The organism is Xanthomonas arboricola pv. guizotiae (assembly GCF_002940205.1).
Lineage (GTDB): Bacteria > Pseudomonadota > Gammaproteobacteria > Xanthomonadales > Xanthomonadaceae > Xanthomonas > Xanthomonas arboricola_C.
Map to the genome: position 1 here is coordinate 57784 of NZ_MDSK01000027.1, position 20552 is coordinate 78335.

The window sequence follows — 20552 nt, forward strand, 5'->3', positions numbered from 1 at the left end:
AGATTCATTTGAGGTATGCATATTGATTTTGCTTATAGTTAGAGCATGCCGCCGACCCCCGAGCCGAACCTTCGCCATCTCTACGCCCTGGTGGTGGTGTACCGGCTGGGCAGCATCAGCGCGGCCGCGCCGCAGGTGAACCTGTCGCAACCGGCATTGACCCAGGCGGTGGCGCGGCTGGAGCAGCAGCTCGGTGTGCGCCTGTTCGAACGGCATCCGGGTGGCATGGTCGCCACCGAGGCCACGCAGTTGCTGGTGCCGCGCATCGCACGGGCGTTGGAGCAACTGGGTCGCGGCATCCGGGTGGCGCGGCGGGCGTTGCGGTTGCCGGTCCGGCCTGGCCTGGAGCGACGGGTCTCGCTGGGGCAACTGCAGGCGCTGGTCGCGGTGGATGTGGCCGGGAGTTATTCGTTGGCGGCGGCGCGCGCCGGGGTCTCGCAACCGGCGATCTACCGCGCGGTGCAGTCGCTGGCCGATGTGATCGAGGTGCCGCTGACGGTGCGCCGCGGCAAGACCATGCAGGCCACGCCGGTGGCCACGCGGCTGCTGCGGCAGGTGCGCCTGGCGCTGGCCGAAGTGCGCGCCGGCCTGGACGAAGTGAGCGCGTTGCGCTCGCAGCACGCCGGCCGGATCGCACTGGGGGTGATGCCGCTGGCGCGGGCGATCCTGCTGCCGCAGGTACTGGCGCGGTTTGCGCGCGCGCATCCCGGTGCCAGCGTCAACGTGGTCGAAGGCCCGTATGACGAATTGCTGGCGCGTCTGCGCGAGGGCGGGCTGGACCTGCTGATCGGTGCGCTGCGCGAGCCGTTGCCGGTGCGCGATGTGCTGCAGGAGCCGTTATTCGATGACGAGCCGGTGATCGTGGCGCGCAGCGGGCACCCGCTGGCCGGGCGCGCCTATGCGTTTGCGCAGTTGCTGGACTATCCCTGGGTGATCGCCACCACCGGCACGCCGGTGCGCGCACGCTGGGAGCGCATGTTTCGCGATCAGCGGATCGAGCCACCGGCGCTGCGCATCGAATGCGGCGCGGAGCTGACCATCCGCGGGCTGCTGCTGGAAGGCGACTGGCTCACGCTGATGTCGCGCGACCAGTTCCTGTTCGAGCGCCGCGCCGGCTTGCTGTGCGAGATCGGCCGCGCCGGGCCGCAGCTGCGCCGCCAGATCGGCATGACGCTGCGCAGAGACTGGCATCCCACCCGCGCGCAGTCGGCATTCGTGCAGACGCTGCGGCAGGTCTGCGCCGAGCGCGTGCAGCCGGCCGATGCGCAGGGCGGGCCATTTCGCTATTGCGCGCCGATCGACGCGCCCGCCCCGTTGCGTTCACGCACCGGGCGGTCAGAATCGGAGCCTTCTTGAGAACGGATCGCTGATGCTGCCCGACTGGTTGCAGGGGACCTGGCTGCTGGCGCTGGACTGGGTGATTCGCCTGGCCGCGCTGTTGTGGATTCCGGCCCGCACCACGCCGGGCGCGGCACGCAGCTGGTTGCTGCTGATCGGCTTCGTGCCGGTGGTCGGCCTGCCGCTGTATCTGCTGTTCGGGCATCCATGGCTGTCGCGGCTGCGGGTGGAACGCCAGGCCACTGCCTCGCAGGTGATCCGCGAGCAGCAACTGCCGCTGCATGCCTTGCGCTGGACCCCGCAGGCGGACGCCAGCAGCGCCGAGGTGGTGCCGCTGGTCGAACGCCAGGGCGATTTCATGCCCACGCTGGGCAATGCGGTGGACTTGCTGGACGACTACACGCAGTCGCTGCAGGCCTTGATCACCGCGATCGACATGGCGGAACAGCGCGTGCATCTGCTGTATTACCTGATGTTCGACGATGCGGTGGGCGATGCGGTGGTCGCCGCGCTGCTGCGCGCCGGTGCGCGCGGCGTGCGCTGCCGCGTGCTGCTGGATGCGGTGGGTGCCAAGCGTGGTCTGCGCCATTACCGCAAGCGCCTGCAGGCCGGCGGGGTGGAGGTGCTGGCGGTGTTGCCCGGTGGCCTGCGCTGGCGCCGCAGCGGGCGCATGGATCTGCGCAACCATCGCAAGATTGCGGTGATCGACAACCAGGTGGGCTTTGTCGGCTCGCAGAACCTGGCCGAGGCCAGGTTCATCGACGGAGTGCCCAATCGCGAGCTGGTCGCGCGCGTGCGCGGGCCGGTGGTCAATCATCTGGAAGCGGTGTTCGCCAGCGACTGGTTCACCGAAACCGGGCAGCGCCTGGACGTATGGCCGGACGCGCCGGTGTGCGAGGCCAACATCGCCACGCAGCTGCTGCCCAGCGGCCCGGCGTATCCGTTCGAGAATGCGCGCGATGCGATCAACGCGGTGATCCACCTGGCGCGGCGCAAGGTGGTGCTGGTGACGCCGTATTTCGTCCCCGACGAAGCCTTGCTCAGTGCGCTACGCATTGCCGCGGTGTCGGGCGTGGAGGTGCAGCTGATCCTGTCGGAGAGCAACAACCAGATCCTGGCGGCCTGGGCGCAGGAGGCGTATTTCGAAGAGCTGCTGCGCTGCGGGGTCAAGATCGCGCTGTATCGCCCGCACTTCCTGCATGCCAAGCACCTGAGCATGGACGAGGACATCGCACTGGTCGGCTCGATCAACCTGGATATCCGCTCGTTTGCGCTCAACGCCGAGATCGGCATGCTCTGCTACGACCGGGACGTGGTGCAGCGACTGCGTGCGATCGAGCAGGATTACCTGGCCAACGCACGCCAGCTGGAGCTGCAACAATGGCGCACGCGCCCGGCCTGGCGCCGCAGTCGCGAAGGCATTGCGCGCCTGGCCGATGCGTTGATGTAAGCGTTGCATGCGCGCGCAGCGCCAGTCGGGCACGGGGATGCCTGCGGTGGCAGGTGCAGTGGTGGAGACGCGTCTGGGGCGGCAAGATCGCGCGGCATGCGAACGCGCTCGCGCTCGAATGGACGCGTCAGCCGACCGCGGTGTTGGACGGGAACGTCGCGCCGGCCTATCTGCATGGCGTTATCCCGGCCATCGCGGCGGGCGTGGCCGCTGTCATCGGTGCGACGCGACGCATCGCCTACAATTGCCGGATGAATGAATTGCGTGATCCCGGCGATGCAGCGATCGCCATCGTTGGCGGTGGCGCATCCGGGGTGCTGGTGGCGCTGCAGCTGCTGCGTCAGGCCATGGCGCCGGTGCAGATCGTGCTGATCGAGCCGCAGGCGATGCTGGGCGAGGGTGTGGCCTACTCCACCGCGCGTCCCGAACATCTGCTCAATGTGCCGGCCGCGCGGATGAGTGCGTTGGTGGAGGCGCCGCAGGATTTCGTCGATTACCTGCGTGCGCACGCCTGCTGCCCGGAGCTGGAGGACGCACGGCTGCCGCAGCACTTCGTCGGACGCCGGCATTACGCGCCCTATTTGCGCGATCGCCTGCAGGCCGCGCGTGCGCAGAGCCCGGCGACGCTCACCGTGCACAGCGCCCGCGTGCAGACGCTGCAGTGCGATGCCGACGGCGCGCGGTTGCAGCTCGACGATGGCCAGACCGTGCACGCCGGCAGCGTGGTGCTGGCGGTGGGCAATGCGTTGCGGCCGCTGCCGCTGCGCGGGGCCACCGGCCTGTCGGCGATGCAGCGAATGGAAGCCTGGGATACCGAGGCGGTCGCCGCGTTGCCGCCGGACGCGGCGGTGTGCATCGTCGGCTCGGGACTGAGCATGGCCGACACGGTGGTGACGTTGGCCGCGCAGGCGCATCGCGGGGCGGTGCACGTGGTGTCGCGGCATGGGCTGCTGCCGTTGCCGCAGGCGTACTGCGTTGCCGCGGACTTCGATCCGCAGCCGCTGCTGGCGCTATCGCTGCGTGCGCGGATGCGCAGCTTGCGGCAGCGCGCGCGGGCTGCGATGGCGCAGGGCCTGCCCTGGCAGAGCGTGATGGAGCGTGTGCGCCCGCTGAGCCAGGCCCTGTGGCAAACGCTGTCGGTTGCCGACCAACGCCGCTTCCTGCGCCATGTGGTGCGCTATTGGGATGTGCATCGTCATCGCATCGCCGCGCCGGTACATGCGCAGCTGCAGGCGATGCGCGCGCGTGGACAATTGCAGCTGCATCGCGCGCGGCTGGAGGTGGCGTTCCAGGCCGGCGCCTGCGTGCGGGTCAGTGCCGGCGCCAGTGCCGGGCATGCCTTGCAGCTGGATGTGCAGGCGCTGGTCAACGCCACCGGCGTGGAAATGCGCGTGCAGGCGATGCGCAACCCGCTGCTGCAGCAGCTGCTGGGGCAGGGCATTGCGATGGCCGGCCCGCACGGTATCGGCGTTGACAGCGCTGCCGATGGCAGCCTGATCGATGCTGACGGTCAGACGAACCCGCGCCTGCGGGTGATTGGCAGCCTGCGCATCGGCGCGTTATGGGAGAGCCTGGCAGTGCCGGAGCTGCGCGAGCAGGCAGCGGCGATCGCGCGCGATGTGCTGCTGCAGCTGGAGCGCTGATAGGCGTGTGGGGACAGGAAAAGCAGCTTGGCTGGCTTCTCCGGCCGCGACATTGGCCTCTTCGAGGGGCGAAGGCGACGCATAGCGCCCGATGAGGGTGCGAGCTAAAGCCTCGGGTGACCCGCGCGCAATGCGTCGTGGCTGCGCCTCGTGCCCTCACCCCAACCCCTCTCCCGCAGGCGGGAGAGGGGCTCTGCCACGGCGAGCATCTGCCTGCCTTCTCTTGCAGGTGACAGAGCAACCAGCGCCCTCCCTTCTCCCTTCTCCCTTCTCCCGCTTGCGGGGGAAGGTGCCCGAAGGGCGGATGGGGGCAGCAATCCCAACCGCTTCATCGCAATCTCAGCCGCAGCGACGCCACAACCGGTAAAATACGGCGGTGGATGTCTCTCATTTGCTCGATCATTTAAACCCCGCCCAGCGCGAGGCCGTTTCCGCGCCGCAGGGGCATTACCTGGTGCTGGCCGGCGCCGGCTCCGGCAAGACGCGCGTGCTGATCCATCGCATTGCCTGGCTCAACGAAGTCCAGGGCGTGCCCAACCACGGCATCTTCGCGGTGACCTTCACCAACAAGGCCGCCGGCGAAATGCGTCACCGCACCGACCTGCAGCTGCGCAACGGCAGTCGCGGGATGTGGATCGGCACCTTCCATGGGCTGGCGCACCGGTTGTTGCGCCTGCACTGGCAGGATGCGCGGCTGCCGGAAGGCTTCCAGGTCATGGACAGCGACGACCAGCTGCGGCTGGTCAAGCGCGTGGTGCAGGCGCTGGAGCTGGACGAGGGAAAGTATCCGCCCAAGCAGATGAGCTGGTGGATCAACGAGCAGAAGGACGAAGGCCGCCGTCCGCAGCATATCCAGCCCGAGCCCAACGACGACTGGACCGAGGTGCGCCGGCAGGTCTACGCCGCCTACCAGGAACGTTGCGACCGCTCCGGCCTGCTGGATTTCGCCGAGTTGCTGTTGCGCGCGCACGAGCTGCTGCGCGACACCCCGGCCTTGCTGGCGCATTATCGTGCGCGCTTCCGCGAGATCCTGGTCGACGAGTTCCAGGACACCAATGCGATCCAGTACGCCTTCGTGCGGGTGCTGGCCGGCGAGACCGGGCATGTGTTCGTGGTCGGCGACGACGACCAGGCCATCTACGGCTGGCGCGGTGCCAAGGTCGAGAACGTCCAGCGCTTCCTGAAGGATTTCCCCGGCGCGCAGACCGTGCGGCTGGAGCAGAACTACCGTTCCAGCGCCAATATCCTGGGCGCGGCCAATGCGGTCATCGCGCACAACCCGGACCGCATCGGCAAGCAGCTGTGGACCGATTCCGGCGACGGCGATCCGATCGATCTGTATGCGGCCTACAACGAGGTCGACGAGGCGCGCTATGTGGTCGAGCGCGCGCGGCAGTGGGTGCGCGACGGCGGCAGTTATGGCGAAGTGGCGGTGCTGTATCGCAGCAACGCGCAGTCGCGCGCGCTGGAAGAAGCGCTGATTTCCGAGCAGTTGCCGTATCGCGTGTATGGCGGCATGCGCTTCTTCGAGCGTGCCGAAATCAAGGATGCGTTGGCGTACCTGCGCCTGCTCACCAACCGCAGCGACGATGCCGCGTTCGAGCGGGCGGTCAATACGCCCACGCGCGGCATCGGCGATCGTACGCTGGACGAGGTCCGCCGGCTGGCACGCGCCAATGCCTTGTCGCTGTGGGAAGCGGCGATGCTGTCCACGCAGGAAAACACCCTGGCCGCCCGCGCCCGCAATGCGCTGGCCACGTTCCTGAGCCTGGTCGGCCAGCTGCACGCCGAAACCGGCGACATGGAGCTGGCCGAACGCATCGACCATGTGCTGATGCGCTCTGGCCTGCGCGAGCATTGGGCCAAGGAAAGCCGCAGCGGGCTGGATTCGGAATCGCGTACCGAGAACCTGGACGAACTGGTGTCGGTGGCCTCGCGCTTCACCCGCCCGGACGATGAAGACAGCCAGGGCATGACCGAGCTGGTGGCCTTCCTGGCCTACGCCTCGCTGGAGGCCGGCGAAGGCCAGGCCCAGGCCGGCGAAGAGGGCGTGCAGCTGATGACGCTGCATTCGGCCAAGGGCCTGGAATTCCCCATCGTGTTCCTGGTCGGCCTGGAAGACGGCCTGTTCCCGAGCGCACGCTCGCTGGAAGAAAGCGGCCGGCTGGAAGAAGAGCGCCGCCTGGCCTATGTGGGCATCACCCGCGCGCGCCAGAAGCTGGTGCTGTGCTACGCCGAATCGCGCCGTATCCACGGCCAGGACAACTACAACGTGCCCTCGCGCTTCCTGCGCGAGATTCCGCGCGAGTTGCTGCACGAGGTACGCCCGAAAGTGCAGGTCTCGCGCACCGCCTCGCTGGGCGCGGCGCGCGGCGGGCCGGTGCATGGCGTGGTGGAAGCGGCACCGATCAAGCTCGGCGCCAACGTCGAACACCCCAAGTTCGGCGGCGGCGTGGTCGTGGACTACGAAGGTGCCGGCGCGCATGCGCGGGTACAGGTGCAGTTCGACGATGTCGGTGCCAAGTGGCTGGTGATGGCCTACGCCAACCTGACGGTGGTGTAGGCGGGCAATCGCACGGCATCGCCGGGCACTGCTCGGCAGGGATCACGCGCCCGGGTCTGGCCGGGGCGATCACTGTCGTGAACACGTTGCCGCCAGTATTGGTGCATCGCCCCATGCATTCACCGCGGCATCCGTGACACTCTTGCGTTCGAATCGAACGTCCAGAGATCCACGGCCCGATGCGCACCGAAAAAGACAAGATGCTGGCAGGCGAGCTCTATAACGCTGCCGACGACGCGTTGCAGGCCGACCAGGCGGCCGCCGCCGACTGGATGGCGCGCTACAACGCCAGCGCCGCGCAGCCGCCCGCCCAGCGGCACGCGCTGCTGGTCGAGCGGCTAGCCGAGGTGGGCGCGGGCGCGGTGATCCGCCCGCCGTTCCATTGCGACTACGGCGACAACATCCGTCTGGGCGCGGGCGTATTCCTCAACTTCAACTGCGTGATCCTGGATGTCTGCGAAGTCAGCATCGGCGAGGGCACGCAGGTGGGCCCTGCGGTGCAGTTCTATGCCGCCGACCATCCGCGCGACGCGGCAGGACGCGCCAGCGGGCTGGAGTTCGGGCGGCCGATCCGCATCGGGCGCAACGTGTGGATCGGCGGTGGGGCGATCATCCTGCCGGGCGTGTGCATCGGCGACGGCGCGGTGATCGGCGCCGGTGCGGTGGTCACCCGCGACGTGCCGGCCGGCGCGATCGCGCTGGGCAATCCGGCGCGCGTACGCGCTAGCCGCGACGCTGCCGATGCCGCGCCAACCGATTGAGTGTTGCAGCAAGCCGCGTGGCCGCATTGATGCGTATCAAGGCGTGTACCGCAGCGGACTGTCAGGCTGAGTGCACCGGCAGCCAGGCCGGTCATCCAAGGAGGTCATCATGTACAAACGTATCCTGATCGCCATCGATGCATCCGAGTTGTCGCATCGCGGCTTGTTCCAAGGCCTGGAGCTGGCCAAGGCAACAGCTGCGAAGGTGGATATCGTCACCGTGTCCGAGCCGTGGGCGATGGCATGTACGACGCGATGGGCTGGAGCGTGGGTTACGAGGCAACTCCGGAGTACCGCAAGGAGCGCGAAGCTGCCGCAGAGAAGATCCTGCGCCCGGCGCTGGAGCTGGCGGCCGCGGCCAATCTCAAGGCCACGTCGCGCCACGTGCTGGACCGCTTCGCCGCCGAAGGCATCGTGCAGACCGCCAAGGAGTGCAACAGCGATCTGATCATCATGACCTCGCACGGCCGCCGTGGCATGCGCCGCATGCTGCTGGGCAGCCAGACGGTGGAGGTGCTCACGCACAGTTCGATCCCGGTGCTGGTGATCCGCTGACCGTCGGACATCCTGCTGCGCAACAACACGCTCGGCGCACCGCAGGTTCTGTCGTAGGAGCGCGCCCGGGCGCACCGACAACGCCCCATCGTGCAGGCAGCCCTGCGCGGAATGTGGATCAACGTTCCATCGGCTCCGCTCGAGTGGCAACCCGGCCGCCCGGCCGTGCAAGATGCCGTAACGCGTCGGTACGCAACATGGGAGCGTGGCCCACCGGTGGCATGCCGGCAGGCACCGGCGTGTCATCCCCGCGCATGTGCTGGCTGAGTTCGCGCATGAAGCGCCATACCGGCATGTAGTGTCCGCGGCGTGGCGAGTGCGCCGACGGCGCAGCGCGGCACTGGCGGCGCCACTGCATCGGCGGCATGCCGAAACGCTGCTGGAAACAGCGTTGGAACTGCCGCTCCGACGCGAAGCCCATTTCGTACAGCAGCCAGGTCAGGCTGCACTCCGGGTAGGCCTGCAGATAACGGTACGCGGCGCACAGGCGCTGCTCGCGGATGTAGCTGGCCACGCCCCCGCGCGACTGGAACAGCCGGTACAACGACGCACGCGACAGCGCGAACGCCCGTTGCAGGGACTCGGTACCGAGCTCGGCCTCGCCGATGTGCTGCTCGATATAGGCCAGCAGATCGATCATCAGCGGCGCCTGCGCCTCCATCGATGCCTGCGGGACGAGGGCGCCGTCATCGCTGCTGTTGCTCATGCGGTTGCTGTCTGCGGCCCACTCCAAGGGGCCTGTCATCTGACCAACCGAGAAAAGCAGCGCCAACCCGTCATCGTCCGTCGTGAACCTGGCGCTGCATCACGCATTGGTGCGCATGCCGGACGACAAGCCAAGACCGAGGGCACGACAGATCAGTGGCCCGCAGCAAAGCGGTCGCAGATCACAGGATCGATGTCGCGAGACGATTTGTCGGGTGATGGGCGGGGGTGCTTCTAAGGTGGCACAACGGTAGACACAACAGCGTCGCAACCACTCCCAGCCACTTGCGAATCATCCCGACAGCCGTCGGCCTCTCGCATCAGCCGGACAGTCAGACAGTTCGCTCTTGGCGCCTTGCCGCACACGTTTCACGCCAGTGCCCGCTCTGCAGGAGACTTCAATGTCGTTCAATATCATCAGTTGCGATGGCGGTGGAATTCGCGGCCTGATCACCGCGATCCTCATCCAGGATCTGGATCAGCACAGCAACGTCCTCAGCCACGCCGATGGCTTTGCCGGCACTTCCACCGGCGGCCTGCTTGCTCTGGCATTGGTGCAAAACGTCCCGATCGGCAGGATCATCGAGATGTATATGACCAAGGGCGCCAGCATTTTCGAACCCAACGGGTGGTTGCTCGATCAACAGGCACAGGCGCAACAGCAAGCGGTGGATGCGGCGCTGGGAAGCGGTCCGGGCTTCTTCAGCAGTCAGTACAAGAATGATGGCTTGATCCAGATCGCAAGCACGCTCCTGGGGACCACGCAGCTTGCACAGGCGCAGCGCCTCGTCGTCGTCAACGCCGCACGCCTATGGGATGCGAGCAGTGCAAGCTGGATGCCTGCCACCTTCTCCAACGGCGCCAACAATGCGTACCGGCAGATCAGCATGGTCGATGCCGCATTGGCGACGTCTGCCGCGCCAACCTACTTTCCGCCTTACCGGATCGCCGGCACGAACGTCGATTATGGTTTCTTCGCCGACGGCGGCGTGTTCGCCAACAATCCAGCCATGACCGCAGTGGCCGAGGCCATCGCCAGTGGTCAGGTGACCAACATCGGCGATATCCAGCTGCTGTCGCTTGGAACCGGCAGCAGCCCGCAGGGAATTCCGGCCACTGCGATCGGTCACCCGCTTAACTGGGGCGCAACATCCTGGCTGCATCCCTGGGCCAGCGGCCCGGTCCCTGCCATGCCGCTGCTGAATCTGACCATGGACGCAACGGCCGAACTTGCCAGCATCCAGGCCGAGCAGGTGCTGGCCGGCAACTTCAGGCGCGCCAATGTCGAGCTGCAACGTCCTTATGCACTGGATGACTGGAAGCACGTCGCCGATCTGGCCAGCCAGACCCAGGCTTACCTGCAGACAGATGCGTGGAAACAGACGCGTGACTGGGTCGCCAGCCGCTGGGCATGGGGCAGCTAGCGGATCCTGGCGCACGCGCAGGGCGAAGCGACTTGAGCGCACGCGCATCGGCAGCTCGCTCGCGGCATTCCGATGGTGTTGTCCGCAACCACCTGGCAGCTCGCCGTGGGTGGTGTGCCAGCCCTGGCGTTGACCCGGAGTCGGGCGTGTTGGCAGCGACATCGTCGTCGCTTCCAGGCTGTAGCTGTGTTCCAGCCGGAACACATCGTGTTGGTTCGCCATCAGGAGAGAAACAATGAGCACTGCATCGCCACATCCGCAAGACGAATCCGGTATCGAATGGACCGACGCCGTCAGCGACAAGGGGATTCCCTACCAGGTCGGGTTTCGCGACAGCAGCCAGCAGACGGTGCAAGCCGATGCTGCAGGTGAAGCAGCGAAGAAGGATTTCGGCATTGCGGTCGCTTGGCCGCTGACCGACAACAACTGGACCGATACCACCGCCGAGGTCAAGTCGATTGCTGCGATTCCCCGCTACAGTCTCGGAGCCTACGGCGGGACCTGGGCCTATATCCTGTATTTCAGCAACACCGAGCACTACGACTACTATTTCTACGACAAGACAGGCGACAGCTATCAGGTCAACACCTATCGCAATGGCGATCACTACGTGAGGTACAACTCGAGTGATCCGGCGATTGCCTTTATCAAAGGCAGCTGATTCCCGGGCATCGGCCGGGCGCCGGCCGCAACACATCGATTGCGGCCGATGTCTGCATGCACCTGGATCCGGGCAAGGACCTGAGTTGTTGTATCGGGTAGCGCGTCCATCCGCTCCCTGATGTCGAGCGAGCGTGGCAGATCTTGGAAGTGGCATGCGTGCAGGCGCCGCAGCAAGTGGCATGCATGCTCTGGCGACACTCACGACGGCGGCTTGCGGCGACGCAGGGAGTCTTGCCTGCCACTGCAGGAACCGGCAGGCCGCAACCGACTAGCTCGCGCGTCAGTCCCAGCCTCTGCTACCAGCCATCGGCGTCGCGATGTCCTGGAAACGCGATGAAAAATGCCGAGTTGCGCAGCCAGGACCATTGCAGGCTGCGTCCCATGTCGTGCCAGGGTGCCGGATGACCGGCAGCCCATGGCGAGAGGCGAGTCGGGGCGGCCTTCCCAGTCCCCGAAAAAAGGTCAATCATCATGGCTATCACGATCCTTTCCGCTGTATACGGTACCGGCAAGGCCGGAGTCGATGTCACCCAGCTATGCCAGAGTAGCGTCGATACAGGCAATGACGATATCACCGCAAGCAATACTTTTTTCGGGACCGATCCCGATCCGGGCACAGTCAAAAGCTTTGCGATTCTTTATAAGAATCCGGCATTGAACAATGGAAATCCCATTGCGCTCGGTTGTGCGGAGAATGGTCAGATCGATCTGGTTCCGACTCCGCCTACTGCCAGTACGCCCGTTCCGGTGCCCAGCACCCCCAGTTTTACAGTCGTGCGTGCGATGTACGGGACCGCCAACAACGGTTACGACGTCACCTCGACCTGCCAGTGGCTGCTCAACAACGGCGGCACAGCGATCCCGGTGAGCAACGCGACGTTCGGCGGGGACCCCGATCCCAACGTCAAGAAGAGTTTTGCCATCGTCTACACCGCCGTGGGCGGCGGCGCGCAGCAGTTCCGTGCCGGTGCAGAAGGTTCGACACTGAACTTGAGTCAGTAATTTTTCGAAAGCAGCGATGTCGTCAATCCGGATCCGGGCCAGCGCAACGAGCCAGTGGAAGGCACGCGGATCCGCAGCGAACTGGCGGATGCCGGGGATCTGTGGATCTGCAACCCGGAATCCGGCAGGACCTGATGCCAAGCTCACGCGTGGGGTGGATGACCTCCTGAAGGTGGAAGGCTGCCCGGCCTTCCACTGCCAGGGGCCGACCTGGCAGCCCGTGCCGTGATGGCTGCCTGATCCGGGCGGCCCGACGCGCGTCTGCCGGCGCGGTGCAAGCGAGCTAAACCGTTTGGTTTTCGAAATGCCGACCCGGGCGCCAATGCGGGATACTGCGTTCCCACGCAGGCGAGATGGACCGGATGTCCGAGTTGCCGATCACCGAGTTGTTGCAGGCCTGGCAGCGCGAGGAACCCGGCGCGGGCGATGCCTTGGCGCGCCATGTCTACGAGGTGCTGCGCGCCGCGGCGTTGCGCGAGCTGCGGCGCGATGCGCGTGCCGGCCTGCAGGCGACCGAAGTGGTGCACGAGGCGTGGATGCGGCTGGAACAGGGCCAGCAGGCGTTTCGCTCGCGCACGCATTTCTATGCGGTGGCGGCGCTGCAGATGCGCCATCTGCTGGTGGATCTGGCGCGCCGCCATGCCAGCGCCAAGCGGCTGGGGCAGGCGGTGACCCTGACGATCAGCCTGTCCGACGGCGCGCCACGGCCGGAGGCGTTGATGGTGGTCGCCGATGCCTTCGACAAGCTGGCGCAGATGGACGAGCGCAAGGCCAGGGCCTTCGCGCTGACCGAGCTGGTGGGTTTCAGCGTGGCCGAGGCGGCCGAGCAACTGGAGGTGTCGGTGCCGACGCTGGAGCGCGATCTGCGCTTCGCGCGCGTGTGGCTGGCGGCGCAGCTGTGAGCAGCGCCGCGACTTCCTGGCAGCGGTTGGAAGCCTTGTTCCATCAGGCCTGTCAGCTGCCGGTGGAAGCGCGCAAGGAGTTTGCGCGTGTACAGGCCGGTGACGACGTGGTGCTGCGCGATGAGCTGCTGGCGATGCTGGCGGTGGAATCGCAGGCCACGCTGCGCGTGCGTGCGCCGCTGCAACAGGCCGCCGCGGCACTGCGCGCGCCGCTGCCGGAACTGCCGGCCGGCACGCGCTTCGGTGCATGGGCGATCGACCGCCTGATCGGCGCCGGCGGCATGGGCCAGGTCTATCTGGGCCATCGCGCCGACGGTGCCTACGAGCGCGAGGTGGCGATCAAGCTGGTGGCCGCCGACGCCCTGGATACGCAGGGCCGCGCCTTGTTCGAATTCGAATGCCGGCTGCTGGCGCAGATGGTGCACCCGGCGATTGCGCAGATCCACGACGTGGGCACCGATGCGCACGGCCGTCCGTATCTGGTGATGGAGTATCTGCGCGGCGAGCCGATCACCTGGTGGTGCGATGCGCACCTGCTGTCGCTGCAGGCGCGCGTGCTGCTGATGCTGCGGGTGGGCGAGGCGGTGCAGCACGCGCACCAGAAAGGCGTGATCCATCGCGATCTCAAACCGAGCAACGTGCTGGTCAGCGCGGTCGACGGGCGGCCGATGCCGGGCGTGATCGATTTCGGCATCGCCATCGATGCGGCCAACCCCGGCATGACCTCCGCGCATGGCCGCGGCACGCCTGGCTACATGAGCCCGGAACAGGCGCGCGGCGCGCCGGAGGTGGATGCACGCAGCGACATCTATGCGCTGGTTGCGATGTTCTACGAGCTGAGTTGCGGGCTGGCCCCGGTGGTAGACCGCGACGGCGTGCCGCAGCCGCCATCGCAGCGGGTGGCGGCAGTGCCGGCCGATGCGCGCGCGCGTATCTGCGCGGCCCGTGCGACCACCCACGGCAAGCTGCAGGATCAGCTGCGCGATGGCCTGGATGCGATCGTGCTGCGCGCCTTGGCCCCAGAACCGGGCGCGCGCTACGCGTCGGTGTCGGCCTTGCTGGACGATCTGCACCGTTGGCTGGACGGCTACCCGCCGCGTGCGTTGCAGGCCGGCGGCTGGTTGCGGCTGCGCAAGTTCACCCAGCGCCACCGCAGCGGCGTGCTGGCTGCTGCACTTGTTTCGATCGCATTGATCGCCGGCGTGGGCGCAACACTGTGGTCGCTGCAACACGCTGCACGCGATGCGCAACGCGCGCAGGTGACCGGCGATTTCATGAGTTCGGTGTTGTCCAGCGTGGACCCGGGCATTGCGCAGGCCCTGGACAGGACGCTGATGCTGCGCGTGCTGCAGCAGGCTTCGCAGCGTGCCGCGCGCGAGTTGGCCGATCAGCCCGATGCACGTACGCAGGTGGAGCTGACCCTGGGCCGCACGCTGATCGCGCTGGGCGATTATCCGCAGGCGGTGCTGCACCTGCGCACTGCCCAGTCGTTGGCGCGGGAGCACGCCGGCGCGGCCAGCGTGCCGGCCCTGAAAGCGGCCTGCATGCTCGGCCAGGCGCTCACCGGCGCCGGCAAGGCCAGCGAGTCCGAACAGGCGCTGCGCCAGGGCATCGCGCAGGCGGCAGGCGGCAACGCAGAACAGCAGGCGCTGGGCAACGAGATGCGCGCGCGGCTGGCATCGGCGTTGCGCGGCCAGGGCCGCATCGCCGATGCCTTGGCAGAGAGCCGGCACGCCTATGTCGCCGCGCTGGCCAACGGCGCCACCACCGCGGATCAACGCATCGATGCCGGCAACGTCTATGCCGGCCTCCTGGCCGACGTCGGCCAGCTGGTGCCGGCGATCGCCCTGCAGCGCAGCCTGCTGCGCGAGCGTATCGCCATGCGCGGGCCGGAGCATCCGCTGGTGCTGTCGATGCGCAACAGCCTGGCGGTGTTCCTGCTGATGCAACGCGACGTTGCCGCTGCCGAAACCGAACTGGCCTCGTTGCTGCGCCTCACCCGCAAGCTCTACGGCGACAACGCCGCCGACACCTTGCTGGTGGAAGGCAACTTGGCCAACGCCTTGCGGCAGCAGGGCAAGCTGGCCGAAGCCGGCCCGCATTACCGTGCGACGCTGGAGCGTGCGCGCGCGCTGTTCGGCGACGATGCGCCGGCCACCATCGCCTATCGCAGCAACCATGCGTTCTGGCTGTTGGACGATGGCCAGCTGGATGCCTCGCTGGCCGAACAGCGCGCATCGCTGGCGTCGTCCATGCGGGTGCTGGGCCGTGCGCATCCGCAGACCGCCGAGATCCTGCGCGGCCTGTCCGAAGCCGAGCGCAGGCTAGGCCAGATGGCCGCCGCGCGCGACCACGCGCAGCAGGCATTACAGATTCTGACCGGCATCTATGGCGACGCCGAACAACCCCTGCATGCCGCACGCCAGACCCTGGCGCTGGCCGCCCCGGCCAACGCGCTTCCTGCAACCTCCAGCGCAGAAACCACAACGTCGGTGGCGCAACGCTGAGATGAAGTATCGGGCCGGCCAAGTGCCGTCGGCCCACAACTGCCGCAGGGCGACAGCACAGGCCATCCCTGTCGCCATGCGGCGGCGTACCGAAACCGGCAGGCCATCTCGCCCGGCACTAGGCTGATGTCACCGAAACCAGCGCCGCAAGACCCGCGAGGCTTACGCTCTACGATTCCCGATTCCCGATTCCCGATTCCCGATTCCCGAATCCCGAATCCCGAATCCCGAATCCCGAATCCCGAATCCCGAATCCCGAATCCCGAATCCCGAATCCCGAATCCCGAATCCCGAATCACCAGCTATACAGCTTCCAATACACCTTGTTGACCTTGTCCTTCTCCGCATCGGTATGCCCGTCGTGATCGCGGTCGTACAGGAAGTAGGGCGCACCGCGGGCAGGCGTCACCCGCACCATTTCCAGCTGGCCGTTGACCCGGTACTCGTCGACCTTGTCGCCGTTGCCCATGGTCTTGCTGGTGACATCGGCACCGGCGGGGATGCCGTCGCCGGCAGTACCGCCGGAAGGGGTGGCGCAGCCGCCGAGCAGCAGTAACGGCAGCAGCAAAAGACTCGCTCTCTTCATCGTCGTCATCCGTTCTAGGTCGTCGGCAAGTATGCGCCGGCACGGTGTGGCGTGAGCGTGCAGCGTAGAATTGGCGCATGAGCAGATTAGTCCTGATCGACGGGTCCAGTTACCTGTACCGCGCGTTCCACGCGCTTCCGCCGCTGACCAATGCCCAGGGCGAGCCCACCGGTGCCTTGTTCGGCGTGGTCAACATGCTGCGCGCCACCCTGAAGGAACGCCCGGCCTATGTCGCGTTCGTGGTGGATGCGCCGGGCAAGACCTTCCGTGACGATCTGTATGCCGACTACAAGGCCAACCGGCCGTCGATGCCCGACGACCTGCGCGCGCAGGTGCAGCCGATGTGCGACATCGTGCATGCGCTGGGTATCGACATCCTGCGCATCGACGGCGTGGAAGCCGACGACGTGATCGGCACGCTGGCGCTGCAGGCCGCCGCCGACGGCCTGAGCGTGACCATCTCCACCGGCGACAAGGACTTCGCCCAGCTGGTGCGCCCGGGCATCGAACTGGTCAACACCATGAGCGGCAGCCGCATGGATTCGGACGCGGCGGTGATCGCCAAGTTCGGCGTGCGCCCCGACCAGATCGTCGACCTGCTGGCGCTGATGGGCGACACCGTGGACAACGTGCCCGGCGTGGAGAAGTGCGGCCCCAAGACCGCCGCCAAATGGCTGGCCGAATACGACTCGCTCGATGGGGTGATCGCCAACGCCGACAGGATCAAGGGCAAGATCGGCGACAACCTGCGCGCCGCATTGCCACGGCTGCCGCTCAACCGCGAACTGGTCACCATCAAGACCGACGTGACCCTGGCCAGCGGCCCGCGCGCGCTGGACCTGCGCGAACCCAACGCCGAAACGCTGGCGGTGCTGTACGCCCGCTACGGCTTCACCCAGGCCCTGCGCGAACTCGGCGGTGCAGCCGCCCAGGCCGGCCTGTCGACCGAGCCGATGCCGTTGGGGGCCGCCGCCGCCAGTGCCCGCACCGAACCCGGCCGCGCGCGCGGCACCGGCTTCGTGTCCGGCCCGGCCAGCGCCCCGGTGGACGTGGACCCCGCGTTGTCGGCGCGCGGCCAGTACGAGACCATCCTGACCCAGGAACAGCTCGACAGCTGGATCGCGCGCCTGCGCGGCGCCGGCCAGTTCGCCTTCGATACCGAAACCGACAGCCTGGACCCGCTGCAGGCCGACCTGATCGGCCTGAGCGTGGCCGCCGAGCCTGGCCAGGCGGCGTATCTGCCGTTCGGCCACAACTTCCCCGGCGCCCCGGCCCAGCTCGACCGTGCCCAGGCGCTGGCGCAGCTGGCGCCGCTGCTCACCGATCCTGCGGTACGCAAGCTCGGCCAGCACGGCAAGTACGACCTGCACGTGATGCGCCGCCACGGCATCGCCCTGGCCGGCTATCACGACGACACCCTGCTGGAGAGTTTCGTGCTCAATTCCGGCAGCGCCCGCCACGACATGGACAGCCTGGCCAAGCGCTACCTGGGCTACGACACGGTCAAGTACGAGGATGTCTGCGGCAAGGGCGCCAAGCAGATCCCGTTCGCCCAGATCAGCCTGGACGACGCCACCCGCTACGCCGCCGAAGACGCCGACATCACCCTGCGCCTGCACCACGTGCTCGGCCCCAGGCTGGCCGCCGAGCCGGGCCTGGAGCAGGTCTACCGCGAGATCGAGATGCCGCTGGTGGACGTGCTGGCGCGCATCGAAGCCAACGGCGTGTGCGTTGACGCCGCCGAACTGCGCCGCCAGAGCGCGGACCTGTCCAAGCGCATGCTCGCCGCCCAGCAGAAGGCCACCGAGCTGGCCGGGCGCAGCTTCAACCTGGATTCGCCCAAGCAACTGCAGGCGCTGCTGTTCGACGAGCTCAAGCTGCCCGCCGTGGTCAAGACGCCCAAAGGCCAGCCCTCGACCAACGAAGAGGCACTGGAAGCCATCGCCGACCAGCACGAGCTGCCGCGCGTGATCCTGGAATACCGCGGCCTGACCAAGCTGCGCAGCACCTATACCGACAAGCTGCCGGAGATGATCCACCCGCAGTCCGGGCGCGTGCACACCAGCTACCACCAGGCCGGCGCCGCCACCGGGCGGCTGTCCTCGTCGGACCCGAACCTGCAGAACATCCCGATCCGCACCGAAGACGGCCGCCGCATCCGCCGCGCCTTCGTCGCCCCGCCCGGGCGCAAGCTGATCGCCTGCGACTACTCGCAGATCGAGCTGCGCATCATGGCCCACCTGTCCGGCGACCCCGGCCTGGTGGGCGCGTTCGAGTCCGGCGCCGACGTGCACCGCGCCACTGCCGCCGAAGTGTTCGGCCGCACCATCGACACCGTCAGCAGCGATGAGCGCCGCGCCGCCAAGGCGATCAACTTCGGCCTGATGTACGGCATGAGTGCCTTTGGCCTGGCCCGCCAGCTCGGCATCGGCCGTGGCGAGGCGCAGGACTACATCGCGCTGTACTTCAGCCGTTACCCGGGCGTACGCGACTTCATGGAAACCACCCGTCAGCAGGCGCGCGACAAGGGCTACGTGGAGACGGTGTTCGGCCGCCGGCTGTATCTGGACTTCATCAACGCCGGCAGCCAGGGCCAGCGCGCCGGCGCCGAGCGCGCCGCCATCAACGCGCCGATGCAGGGCACCGCAGCGGATATCATCAAGCGCGCCATGGTCAGCGTGGACGGCTGGATCGCCGACCACGCCGAGCGCGCGCTGATGATCCTGCAGGTGCACGATGAACTGGTGTTCGAAGCCGATGCCGATTTCGTCGACACGCTACTGAGCGAAGTCACCACGCGCATGTCGTCGGCGGGCGAACTCCGCGTGCCGCTGGTGGTGGATTCCGGCGTTGGCGATAACTGGGACGAGGCGCACTGACGCAGCAAATCACACTGATATGCTGAATGCGCAGACCAGACATAATACGAACTGGACCCGCGGCGATGGAATGAATAACCGTTAAATTCTACATATTTTTAACAGTTATCTTCACGATCCATCAATGTAGAAAATGGTGTTATATCCCTCGACGGGCGCAACGCCTGTCGGCAGATCTCTCCCATCCCCTGGAGTAGATCTCGGAGCGGAAACTACTCCCCAAGTTTCCGTTCCCTGGCCCCGCCGACCTCCCCCTGGTCTGCGGGGCTTTTTATTTCCGGTCTGCAATTATTTTGCTGCGCAACATAACCAGTGCATCGCCTTGCACGATTCACCGGCGGCGCTGGAATCACAAATTTAAATAGGCCGAATTAACTCAGGCGATCAACACAGCGTTTCATTAGCGGGTATTTTCAATTAATCGGTTCAACCGAGCCAGTCGCGCGGGACCAGATAGTCCATCAGCCGCGCCTCGGCGCTGCCTGGTTCCGGCGTGAAGCCGTATTCCCAGCGCACCCGTGGGGGCAGGCTCATCAGGATGCTTTCGGCCCGCCCGCCACTTTGCAGGCCAAACAGGGTGCCGCGGTCGTAGACCAGGTTGAATTCCACGTAGCGGCCACGGCGGTACAGCTGGAACTCGCGTTCACGCTCGCCGTAGGGCGCGTCCTTGCGACGCTCGACGATCGGCAGGTAGGCATCCAGGAAGCCGTCGCCGACCGCGCGCTGGTAGGCGAAGTCGCGTTCGAAATCCTGCCCCAGGTCGTCGAAGAACAGCCCGCCCACGCCACGCGTCTCGTTGCGGTGGCGCAGGAAGAAGTACTCGTCGCACCAGCGCTTGTGCGCGGCATAGCGCTCCTCGCCGAATGGCGCGCACAGCGCCTGCGCGGTGCGGTGCCAGTGCAGTACGTCCTCGTCCACCGGATAGAACGGGGTCAGATCGAAGCCGCCGCCGAACCAGGCCGCCACCACCTCGCCATCGCGCTCGGCACGGAAGTAGCGCACATTGGCGTGGGTGGTGGGGATGTGCGGATTGTGCGGGTGGAACACCAGCGACACGCCGCAGGCGCGCCACGTCGCCCCCGCCAGCTCGGGCCGGTGCGCACTGGCCGAAGGTGGCAGGCGCGAGCCGGACACATCCGAAAACCCGATGCCGGCCTGCTCGAACACTGCGCCATCGCGCAGGATGCGGGTGCGCCCGCCACCGCCTTCCTCGCGTTGCCACAGGTCTTCGGCAAAACGCGCGCTGCCGTCGATGGCTTCCACGGCAGCGCAGATGCGGTCCTGCAGGCCGGTCAAATAATCGCGTACACGGTCGAATTCGTTCATGCCACGATTCTAAGCGGTGCATCGCGCTTCATGCAGTCGGGCAAACGCGCCCGTTTGTCGCAGGGCGAGGCGCTGCGGCGTGTAGGCATCGGGTGCTTGGCCGGCCAGGCTTTGCCGGGCCGTCCCACGCCAGGATTCATATGCCGGCTGTTTTCTAGGGCCTGTTAACGCTAGTGGTTGGGGAGGTTAAACTATTGGACATGGAGATCACGCCAGCACAATTTGCCCTCATCGAACATTGCTTACCT

At 66.8% G+C, this 20552-nt stretch carries 14 protein-coding genes and 1 pseudogene; 12 read left to right on the plus strand and 3 right to left on the minus strand.

What is annotated here, in order from left to right; genetic code table 11:
• Positions 1-45 precede the first annotated feature (45 nt).
• From XarbCFBP7408_RS15865 to XarbCFBP7408_RS15895, 6 genes and pseudogenes are all read left to right on the plus strand, one after another.
• On the plus strand, positions 46-1356 hold the full coding sequence (locus tag XarbCFBP7408_RS15865) for a LysR substrate-binding domain-containing protein (protein WP_104563768.1): 1311 nt from the start codon (positions 46-48) through the stop codon (positions 1354-1356).
• A 13-nt stretch (positions 1357-1369) separates the two neighbouring features.
• On the plus strand, positions 1370-2788 hold the full coding sequence (cls, locus tag XarbCFBP7408_RS15870) for a cardiolipin synthase (protein WP_104563769.1): 1419 nt from the start codon (positions 1370-1372) through the stop codon (positions 2786-2788).
• A gap of 251 nt (positions 2789-3039) precedes the next feature.
• Entirely contained in the window at positions 3040-4431 is a 1392-nt protein-coding gene (locus tag XarbCFBP7408_RS15880) for an FAD/NAD(P)-binding protein (protein WP_104563770.1), read from the plus strand.
• 376 nt (positions 4432-4807) lie between these two features.
• The gene (gene uvrD, locus XarbCFBP7408_RS15885; RefSeq protein WP_104563771.1) at positions 4808-6994 is read left to right on the plus strand and encodes a DNA helicase II; all 2187 of its coding nucleotides are present in this window, start codon (positions 4808-4810) and stop codon (positions 6992-6994) included.
• 179 nt (positions 6995-7173) lie between these two features.
• Complete coding sequence (locus XarbCFBP7408_RS15890; RefSeq protein WP_104563772.1) at positions 7174-7755, plus strand: sugar O-acetyltransferase; 582 nt, start codon at positions 7174-7176, stop codon at positions 7753-7755.
• A 109-nt stretch (positions 7756-7864) separates the two neighbouring features.
• Positions 7865-8310 (plus strand): annotated as a pseudogene (locus XarbCFBP7408_RS15895) (universal stress protein).
• Positions 8311-8428: 118 nt separating this feature from the next.
• On the opposite strand, the gene tagK reads toward XarbCFBP7408_RS15895, so the two are convergent.
• Positions 8429-9082: a transcriptional regulator TagK gene (tagK, locus tag XarbCFBP7408_RS15900; RefSeq protein WP_104563773.1), complete on the minus strand. Its 654-nt coding sequence runs from the start codon at positions 9080-9082 to the stop codon at positions 8429-8431.
• Between the two features lie 334 nt (positions 9083-9416).
• Here tagK and XarbCFBP7408_RS15905 point away from each other — a divergent pair, with 334 nt between their 5' ends.
• The 5 genes from XarbCFBP7408_RS15905 to XarbCFBP7408_RS15930 all read left to right on the plus strand — a co-directional run bounded on the left by XarbCFBP7408_RS15905 (position 9417) and on the right by XarbCFBP7408_RS15930 (position 15513).
• Positions 9417-10439, plus strand: coding sequence for a patatin-like phospholipase family protein (locus tag XarbCFBP7408_RS15905; protein WP_104563774.1), 1023 nt, complete (start codon positions 9417-9419; stop codon positions 10437-10439).
• A gap of 235 nt (positions 10440-10674) precedes the next feature.
• On the plus strand, positions 10675-11100 hold the full coding sequence (locus XarbCFBP7408_RS15910; RefSeq protein WP_104563775.1) for a hypothetical protein: 426 nt from the start codon (positions 10675-10677) through the stop codon (positions 11098-11100).
• 473 nt (positions 11101-11573) lie between these two features.
• Complete coding sequence (locus tag XarbCFBP7408_RS22430) at positions 11574-12104, plus strand: hypothetical protein (protein ID WP_146093776.1); 531 nt, start codon at positions 11574-11576, stop codon at positions 12102-12104.
• A 362-nt stretch (positions 12105-12466) separates the two neighbouring features.
• Entirely contained in the window at positions 12467-13006 is a 540-nt protein-coding gene (ecfK, locus tag XarbCFBP7408_RS15925; RefSeq protein ID WP_104563787.1) for an ECF-type sigma factor EcfK, read from the plus strand.
• Positions 12985-15513: a protein kinase domain-containing protein gene (locus XarbCFBP7408_RS15930; protein ID WP_104563777.1), complete on the plus strand. Its 2529-nt coding sequence runs from the start codon at positions 12985-12987 to the stop codon at positions 15511-15513. Before ecfK ends, XarbCFBP7408_RS15930 begins: the two co-directional genes overlap by 22 nt.
• Positions 15514-15808: 295 nt before the next feature.
• Here XarbCFBP7408_RS15930 and XarbCFBP7408_RS15940 read toward each other — a convergent pair whose 3' ends face one another.
• On the minus strand, positions 15809-16099 hold the full coding sequence (locus XarbCFBP7408_RS15940) for a DUF2782 domain-containing protein (RefSeq protein ID WP_104563779.1): 291 nt from the start codon (positions 16097-16099) through the stop codon (positions 15809-15811).
• Positions 16100-16176: 77 nt separating this feature from the next.
• Between XarbCFBP7408_RS15940 and polA the strand changes: the two genes are divergently transcribed.
• On the plus strand, positions 16177-18978 hold the full coding sequence (gene polA, locus XarbCFBP7408_RS15945; protein ID WP_104563780.1) for a DNA polymerase I: 2802 nt from the start codon (positions 16177-16179) through the stop codon (positions 18976-18978).
• A gap of 426 nt (positions 18979-19404) precedes the next feature.
• On the opposite strand, the gene hemF is transcribed toward polA, so the two are convergent.
• Positions 19405-20304: an oxygen-dependent coproporphyrinogen oxidase gene (hemF, locus tag XarbCFBP7408_RS15950; RefSeq protein WP_047130070.1), complete on the minus strand. Its 900-nt coding sequence runs from the start codon at positions 20302-20304 to the stop codon at positions 19405-19407.
• Positions 20305-20552 lie beyond the last annotated feature (248 nt).